The organism is Streptomyces boncukensis (genome assembly GCF_011045075.1).
Taxonomy (GTDB): Bacteria; Actinomycetota; Actinomycetes; order Streptomycetales; family Streptomycetaceae; genus Streptomyces; species Streptomyces boncukensis.
The window spans coordinates 1-8,282 of the sequence record NZ_JAAKZZ010000345.1 but is presented as its reverse complement, the minus strand read 5'-3'; the positions used below and the strand labels follow the sequence as shown (position 1 = coordinate 8,282).

The window sequence follows — 8,282 nt, the reverse complement described above, 5'->3', positions numbered from 1 at the left end:
GGGCGGTCTGCGCGGGAAGCCGGTCGGCGTGGTGGACCCGGTCGGCGTGGAACACCGTCAGATCGCGCAGGTCCGGCAGCGCCGCCAGCGGTGCCAGGTCGACGTCCCCGCGCGGCCCGCCCAGCTTGAGCTTCTGCAGGCCGGGGAACAGCCGGACGACGTGCTCCAGGTCCACCGGAGCGCCGACCACGTGCAGCGCCGGGAGGCGGGGCAGCGCCGCCGAGGGGGCAGGCGGTGCGCCGAGGTGCTCCGCATCCAGGATGAGCTCCTCCAGGTGCGGAAGGTCCCGCAGCGCTGCCCAGTCCGCGCCGGTGAGCCGGAGATCCGTGCCGTGCAGGTTGACCAGTTCCAGCTCCGGGTGGTCCGCGATCCCGGTCAAGCCGGCCACTCCCGTGGTCGGAAGGTAGAGCGTGACGAGCGCACCGGAGCGGGGAAGCTCCCCGAAGCCGGGCCAGAGCGTGTCGCCCCGCAGCACGAGCGTGCGGAGCCGGTGCAGTTCGCCGAGCCCTCGCAGCCGCTCCGCCTGGGCGCCGAAGTCCCACAGCCACAGGCCGGTGGCGAGCGGCGCCAGCGGCGCCAGGTCGGTGACGTGCGGGCACCGCCGCAGGTCGACCGCCATCAGATGCGGGAAGGCGTGCAGAAAGTCCAGCTCGCCGATCTGGTCGTTGTCCGCGAGGGTGAGCGCCGTGATCTGCTCCGGGTCCAGGGCGCCGGTGATCTGCGCGGGGGTGAAGGCACCGGTCAGCGAGACGCGGGGGTGGCCTCTCATCCGGCTCAGATGGTCCAGCTCGTCGGCCGAGCGCACGGTGATGTACCCGGCCGAGGCGCCGGCCAGATGGCGGACGATGTCCCGCGCGTAGGCGTCCGTGTCGAAGCGGTCCCAGCGCTGCCCCAGGTGGGGGAGCGCGGGCCGGGCGGTGCGGTAGCGGGTGAGCAGGCCCAGCGCCGCGTCGCCGCCGATCTCCGACGCCGTCTGGGCGACGGCGGACACCTCGTCGGCCTCCAGCCCCTCCGGTCCGGGCAGTAACTCCAGCACCACCGGGCCCACCTCGGCCAGCTCCTTCGCCTCGTCCGCGCTGCGCGGCGGGATCAGCTCGCGGGCCCGGTCCTCCACGGCGCTGCGTACCGCCGGGTCCAGCTTGGTGGCGTGCTCCAGGCACGCCATGGCCAGCAGGTGCAGCCGGGTGCGGTACTGCGGCTCCCCGTCGCCCCGCTCGACCAGTCCGCGCAGCAGCCTGCCGCGCTCGTCAGGACGGGCGTGCGCGACGGCCATCCGCAGCACGTCCTCCCACTGGTCGACATGGGCATGCTGGACGAGCAGGTCGAAGTCGCGCTCCTCGACGGCCGCGCGGGCGCCCAGGTAGTCCTGGAAGGTGCGGTGCACGAAGTCGACCCGCCCGGCGGCCGGTTCGCGCAGCAGTCCGGAGCGTATGAGCAGATGGCGGAAGACCTCCTCCACGGAGCCCTGTCCGGCGGCGTGCGGCATGGCGGGCAGGACGCGCGCCAGCAGCCCGTGCGCGTCCTCCTGCGCCATCTCCGAGCGGCCGTTGCGGATGAGCCAGTAGGCGAGCTTCTGCAACAGCTCGACCTGCGACTCCTCGTCCAGCTCGATGGCGCCCGCCCGGTGCATGTCCCGCTCGCGGTCCCGCCGCTCCAGCAGCATGCTCAGCGCCGCGTCGTACAGCGCCTTGCGCCCGCGTGGCAGAAAGCCCCGCCGCTCGCGGTGCAGGGCGCAGATCAGCCCGCACATCAGGGGGTTGGTGGCCAGCCGCGCCAGGTCCGGCTTGGCGCGGACGGACGCCACCAGGTCGTCGGCCAGCCCCTGCCCCGCCCGCGCCGCCTGGTGCCAGCGGCGTACGAACACCTCGACGTCCGCGGGCCGCATCGGGGAGAGGGACAGCTCGGTGAAGTCGTCCGTGCCCAGCCAGTGCTCGCGCACCGCCGACGGCCGGGAGGTGACCAGGAAGAGGTTGCCGGGGAAGGCGGAGAGCAGGTCGCGCAGCCAGCGCCGGGTGTGCTCGCGCTCGTACGCGGGGACCTCGTCGATGCCGTCCACCAGCAGCACGCCGCGCCCCGCCGCCAGCACCCGGTCCGCCCAGCCGGGCGGCTGGGAGCCGGACAGCGGGGAGGTGACGGCGGAGAGGAAGCCCGCCGGGACGGGAAGCCGCTCTCCGGCGCGGGTGAGGGTGCGCAGCGGCAGCACGAAGGGCACGCGGCCCACGAGGTGCGCCAGCCGGCCCGTCAGCTCCTCCTGCCGCGCCGTGGTGACGGCGAGCCACTGGACGAGCGTCGTCTTGCCGGACCCCGCGATGCCGCGCAGCAGCACCCGGCGGTGCCCGGCGAGGGCCTGCTCGACGGGGCGCGGGTCGGCGGGCGCTGCGCGCCCGTCCGGGGCGTCGGGGGTGTCCGCGGCCTCCGGCGGCCCGTCGGCAGCGGACCGCGCCTCCAGGCTCAGATAGGCGGCGTCCAGCGGCCACTCGTGGGCCTCGCGCAGGTCGATGCCGTAGATCGTCACCCTGCCGTGCTTGGCCGCGAGGTGCCGCGCGTACTGCCGCTCGAACGCCGCGTCCTGCGCGGACTGGGACGGCAGGCGGTCGATGAGCACGTCGACCAGGGTGACGATTTCGCGGAGCCGCTGGGACTGCGCGGCGAGGCTCCGGGCGACGAAGGTGGACCGCTGGGTGAAGAAGTTCAGGACGTGCAGACAGGCGGTGTGCAGCACGCGGTGGTAGAGCGCCGCCTCGTCCTCATCGCCGTCGTCCAGCGGCACGCCGACGTGCGCCGCGGCCCGCTCGTGCAGCGCGCGGGCGAACCGCACATGGCCCATGGCGACGGCGTCCACGTCCGTCAGCTCCGTCTCGCCGAGGCCGCTCAGGGCGCGGGTGACGCGCTCCGCGACCCGGTCGCACACGCCGGCCTCCGGCGCCTCGTGCGGGCCCAGGTCGCGCGCCGCGCGCCGTACCAGCTCCTCCGCGACCCTGAGCAGGTCCGGCTCGGTGAGCGTACGCTTCTCGCCCCGGAACGACACCAGTCCGGACACCCGAACCGGCCGGTCCACGAGCCCGGCGCCCGGCCCCTCCGTGACGAACAGCCGCTTGACCAGCGGCCCCACGACACTGGACGCGAGTCGCGCCCCGACGACGGCGGCATCCATCGGCTCCTCCGCTCCCCTCGCGCGTATGTGCGTTCGCTCCCGCTCGCCCAAAACGGCTTGCGGCGCCGTGCGGGTTCCGGATATCTCCCTCCCAGAGACAAAGGAGAAACGCGATGACCACCCGTCTCGGTTCGCTCGACGAGTTCTGCTGGATGGATGTGAAGACCGCGGACATCCCCGGCACCACCGCCTTCTTCGAGGCGGTGCTGGGCTGGCGGTCCGCCGTGGACGAGAGCGACTGGCGGCGGGCCGTCAAACTCTCCCTGGACGGCCGCCCGGTCGGCGGTGTGAGCGATCTGGCCAGCCCCGTCTATCCGCCCGGCACACCGCCGCACATCGCCTTCTATCTGGCGGTCGACGACGTCGACGCGCGCGCCGAGGTGGCCACCGCGAACGGCGCCCACCTGGTCGTGCCGCCCTTCACCGCCGGGGACCAGGGGAGGATCGCGACGCTGATCGACCCGGTGGGCGCCGCGTTCTCGCTGTGGCAGGCCGACGCGTCCACCGGATGGGAGTTCCCCGCCGGTCTGACGGGCGTGCCGCACCGGGTGGTGCTGCCCTCCGAGCAGCCCGACAAGGCCCGCCACTTCTACCGGGACACGCTGGGCGTCACGCTGGAGTGCGCGGAGTTCGCCGCGGCGTACGGACGGGTGCCCCAGTGGGAGCTCGCGGTCCTCGCCGGCGACCCGGACGACCTCGCCTCGCGGGTGCGCGCGCACGGCGCGGGCCAGGCCGTGTGGTCCACCGGCGACACGGGAGAGGCGTATCTGCGGGTGGGCACGGAGGAAGGACTGACCGTCAGGTGCGTTCCCGCGGACCGTGCGGGCTGAGGGAGACGGTGCGGAGTTCCGGGAAGACGGCCCGCCAGGCGTCGGGGTCCACCTGCTCCCCTGCGGCCTCGTGCGCGGGCAGCCAGAGGTGGCGCACGCGGCGGGCGTCCAGGTGTTCCGCCACGGCCTCGGGGGACGCGGGCCACCACAGCTGCACGCGCGACTGGCGATCCAGCGCGCGCAGCACGTCCAGATGGGTCGCCGAGTAGGCCGTGAAGTACAGGTCGCTCGCGTCCAGATGGGCGAGGATCTGCGCGGCGTACGCGTGCGTGTCGAAGCGGAACCAGGCCCAGGCGAGCTGACGGCGTACGTTCAGCGACGGATGCCCGCGAAAGCGGGCGAGGACGGGCAGCGCCGCGTCGGTCGCGATGAGCGAGGCGGCGACCACAGCGGTCGCGCACTCCGCAGGAGAGAGCCCCTCCGGGCCGGGCAGCAGCTCCAGCAGCACGGGTCCGGCCGCCGCGAGCTCCGGCCGGGAGACGGAACCGTCCAGCGGCAGGCGGCGGGCGGCACCGGAGAGCACCCGCTCCCGCACGCCGGGCGCCAGCTCGGTGGCCTGGTCCAGGCAGGAGGCCGCCAGCAGCAGCTGCCGCGGCTGTTCCGTCCGCACGAGCGCCTCCAGGATCCGCGCCCGCTCCGCGGGCCGCGCCAGCGCCACCGCCATGCGGAGCACGTCGTCCCACTGGTCGCGGTGCGCGTTGTCGGTCAGCAGCGGGAAGTCGCCCTCCTCCACCGCCGCCTTGGCGGCCAGATAGTCCTGGAAGGTGCGGTGGACGAAGTCCACCCTGCCGTCCGCCGGTTCGCGCAGCAGCCCGGAACGCTCCAGCAGACAGCGGTAGACCCGCTCGGGCCCGGCGTCCACATGCGCCATGTTCACCAGTGCGCGCTCCAGCTGCCCCACCGCGTCCGGCCGTTCCAGCTCCGCGCGGTCGTTCCTGAGCAGCCAGTGGGCGAGCTTCTGCAGGAGCTGGATCTGCGTCTCCTTCGAGAGCCGCAGACCGTCCGCCACGCCCCGCTCCACATCCCGCCGTTCCAGCAGCATGCTCAGCGCCGCCTCGTAGAGGTCCTTGCGCCCGTGCGGCAGGAAGCCGCGCCGCTCGCGGTGGAGAGCGCACAGCAGGCCGCACATCAGCGGGTTGACCGCGAGCCTGCCGAGCGCCGGTATCCGGCGGATGGCGTCCAGCAGGGAGGTCGCCTGCTCCTGGCCCGCGTGCGCCGCCGCGTGCCACCGCCGTACGAACTCCACCACGCCGGAGCCCGACAGGGGCGCCAGGGAGAACTCCGCGAAGTCCTCGCCCTCCAGCCAGCTCTCCCGCACGGCGGACGGGCGGGCCGTCACCAGCCAGAGGTTGCCGGGATAGTCGCCCAGCAGCTCGCGCATCCAGCGGCGCACCGCTTCCCGTTCGGCCTGCGGGATCTCGTCGACACCGTCGACCAGCAGCAGTCCGCGGCCGGCGCGCAGCACCCGGTTCGCCCAGCCGTCCGGCTGCTCGCCCGCGATGGAGCTGCGTACCGCCGACAGGAACTCGTCGGGGGTGGGCAGCCCGCCCTGCCGCACGATGCGGCGCAGCGGCAGGACGAAGGGAACGCGGCCCGCCAGATGGCCCATGCGACTCCCCGGCCCGGACGTGGCCGCCGTCACCGCCAGCCACTGCACCAGCGTCGACTTGCCGGACCCCGCGGCGCCGCGCAGGAGCACCCGGTGCGGCCCGGCCAGCGCCTCATCGGCCGGCACCGGCGCGGTCGCGCCGTCGTCCCCCGCCGTCTGGAGGGAGACGTACGCCGCCTCCAGCCGCCACTCGCGGGCCTGCTGGAGGTCGAGGCCGTAGATGGTCAGCTCCCCGTGCCTGCGGGCGATGTGCTCGGCGTAGCCGCGCTCGAACTCCAGGTCCCGCGCGAGGGGGGCCGGAATGCGGGCGGCCAGCCGGTCCGCCGTCTCGGCCACCCGTTCCAGGGCGCGCGTCTGCTCCACCAGGGTGCGCGGTACGAAGGTCGTGCGCCGGGTGAAGAACTCCACGATGTGCGTGCAGGCCAGCCGCAGCAGCGGACGGAGGCGGTCCTGGGCCGCCTCGGACAGCCCGGACGGGCAGGCGAGCCGGGCGGCCAGGCCCTCCGGTCCCAGCCGTACGGCCTGGATGTCGTCCATGTCGAGGTCGCCGAGGCTGTGCAGGGCGGCCGCCAGCGCCTCGGTGACCTCGCGCCGGGTCTCCGCGTCGGGCGCCTCCGCCGGGCCGCCCGACTCGGCGGCCCGGCGGACGATGTCGGCGGCGAGCCGGTGCAGGTCCCGCTCCGTCAGAGTGCGCTGCTCGCCCCGGAAGGAGACCCGCCGGGACATCCGTACCGGATCGCCGGCCAGCCCCGCGCCGGGCCCCTCCGGCGTGAAGAGCTTTCTGACCAGCGGGGCGAGGGCGCTCGTGGCGAGGCGCGCGGCGGCGGTCGACGGCTCCATGGCGGGATCCTAGGGCCTTGGGTGGGCCCGGTCCCGGTCCGGCGAGCTCCGCCGGTGACGGCGTTCACAGCGCCGGGCCCGTACGCCGTGAGCTCCCGCACAGATCAACTCAGGGGTACGAGACGCGGTAGGAGCGCGGCGGGCACAGGGCGCGGAGGGGGCCCCGCACACGCCCCACGGAGCCGGTGGGGAGTGAGATGCGGCACTCCGCACCCTACGTAGGCATTTAGTAGTTCTCCGGGCTGTTGCTGCTTGATGTCCGCTTTCGCGCCGGTTACCCATGTAGATCGCCCAGTCAGGGCGAGAGTCTCCCGCATCCACACCGGAGGTAGCACCCGTATGTCACAGTCCTGGACCACCAACAGCGTCGCGGCCAGGGCGGCGGTTCTCGTCGCCGGGCTCGGCGCGTCGATGGCCCTGGGGGCGGGCGTCGCGGCGGCGGGCGCGCCGGCCGCCGGGGGCGGGCTCTCGCCCGCCGATCTGGCGTCGGAGCTGGCCGACTCGACGCAGCGCCAGGCGGACCGCGCCCAGGCTGCCGCCGCGCAGCAGGCGAAGGCCGCCGCCGAGCGGAAGAAGCGCGCTGCGGAGAAGGCGTCCCGGGACGCGGTCCGCAAGGCGCGTTCGTGGGTCAAGCCGATACCCGGGAAGTACAAGCTGACCGCGTCCTTCGGCAACAGCGGCGGACGCTGGGCGCACAAGCACTCGGGGCAGGACTTCGCCGTGCCGGTCGGCACGGACGTGCACGCCGTGCACGGCGGCACCGTCGTCAAGGCGGGCGGCAACGGCGCGGGCGACGGCCCCGCGTACGGCAAAGCGATCGTGATCCGGCACGCCAACGGCACGTACTCGCAGTACGCGCACCTGTCCGGCATCAAGGTGAGCGCCGGGCAGCAGGTGAAGACCGGGCAGAAGGTCGGCGACTCCGGCAACACCGGCAACTCGTCCGGCCCGCATCTGCACTTCGAGATCCGGAACACCCCGGACTACGGCTCCGGCGTCGACCCCGTGCGCGCCATGCGCACCCACGGCGTCGGCTTCTGACGCCGCTGAACGGCGGCGGAACCCGCCCGAATGCCGCGCCCGGCAGCGGCGCGGCATTCGGGAATCGCCCCTCGGGGAGGGCGAGGGTGTCAGTCCGCTCCCCGGTGCGCCGATGTGACCAGCTCCTGGGCGACCTCCAGCGCGGCCTTGCGCTTCTCCTCCTGATCGGCGTCCACGTCAGCGAGGGTGAACAGGCTGGCGTGCATCGTGAACAGCGCGCTGGAGCAGCGCACCTGGTCGGCGAGCGGCGCGTCCTTGTCCCGGATGAGGTCGAGCAGGCTGAAGACGCGCTGCTTGGCGTCGTCGCCGATCTTGAGGTCGCGGAGCGTCGCCTGGTTCTCCTGCATGAAGCGGAAGAGCGGGGTGGCCTGGAGGATCAGCTCGCTGTACCTGCGCATGATCTCCAGCTTGGTCTCCAGGGTGCTGGGCTGGTGCCGGGCCCACTCGATCAGCTCGGCGTAGGGCTTTTTGCTGTAGTCCTCGAAGGCGCTGGTGAGAATGTCCTCTTTTGTCTTGAAGTGGTAATAGAGTGCCGCCTTGGTGACGCCCAGCCGCTCGGAGATCTCCCTGAGCGAGGTCTTTTCGTACCCCTGCTCGGCGAACAGCTCCAGGGCGACGTCCTGGATTCGCTGGCGGGTGTTTCCCCTGCTCATGACCTTCTCCTAAACTTACTTGACGCCCGGCTAGCTCGGGGCCTACCGTCTTCATCGTACTCAACTAGCCGGGCGGCAAGTAAGGGGATGGGCCGCATGAGCACGGACGGAAAGCTGGAAGGCGCCGGAAGCGGCGCGGGCGGGGGCGGGGAGGC

General features: G+C 73.5%; 5 protein-coding genes. 2 read left to right on the top strand and 3 right to left on the bottom strand.

The annotated features are described in order from the left end of the window. Nucleotides 1–3,154 (bottom strand): NACHT domain-containing protein (locus tag G5C65_RS25990; RefSeq protein WP_165301366.1); only part of this gene is annotated, 3,154 nt, incomplete at its 3' end. Nucleotides 3,155–3,267: 113 nt separating this feature from the next. Between G5C65_RS25990 and G5C65_RS25985 the strand changes: the two genes are divergently transcribed. Next, complete coding sequence (locus tag G5C65_RS25985; RefSeq protein ID WP_165301365.1) at nt 3,268–3,984, top strand: VOC family protein; 717 nt, start codon at nt 3,268–3,270, stop codon at nt 3,982–3,984. On the opposite strand, the gene G5C65_RS25980 is transcribed toward G5C65_RS25985, so the two are convergent. Beyond that, on the bottom strand, nt 3,953–6,433 hold the full coding sequence (locus tag G5C65_RS25980) for an NACHT domain-containing protein (protein ID WP_165301364.1): 2,481 nt from the start codon (nt 6,431–6,433) through the stop codon (nt 3,953–3,955). The two genes, G5C65_RS25985 and G5C65_RS25980, sit on opposite strands and share 32 nt — an antisense overlap. Nucleotides 6,434–6,772: 339 nt before the next feature. On the opposite strand from G5C65_RS25980, the gene G5C65_RS25975 reads away from it, so the two are divergent. Continuing rightward, nucleotides 6,773–7,474, top strand: coding sequence for a M23 family metallopeptidase (locus tag G5C65_RS25975; RefSeq protein WP_165301363.1), 702 nt, complete (start codon nt 6,773–6,775; stop codon nt 7,472–7,474). 89 nt (nt 7,475–7,563) lie between these two features. Here G5C65_RS25975 and G5C65_RS25970 read toward each other — a convergent pair whose 3' ends face one another. Further along, the gene (locus G5C65_RS25970; protein WP_165301362.1) at nt 7,564–8,127 is read right to left on the bottom strand and encodes a TetR/AcrR family transcriptional regulator; all 564 of its coding nucleotides are present in this window, start codon (nt 8,125–8,127) and stop codon (nt 7,564–7,566) included. Nucleotides 8,128–8,282: the final 155 nt, after the last annotated feature.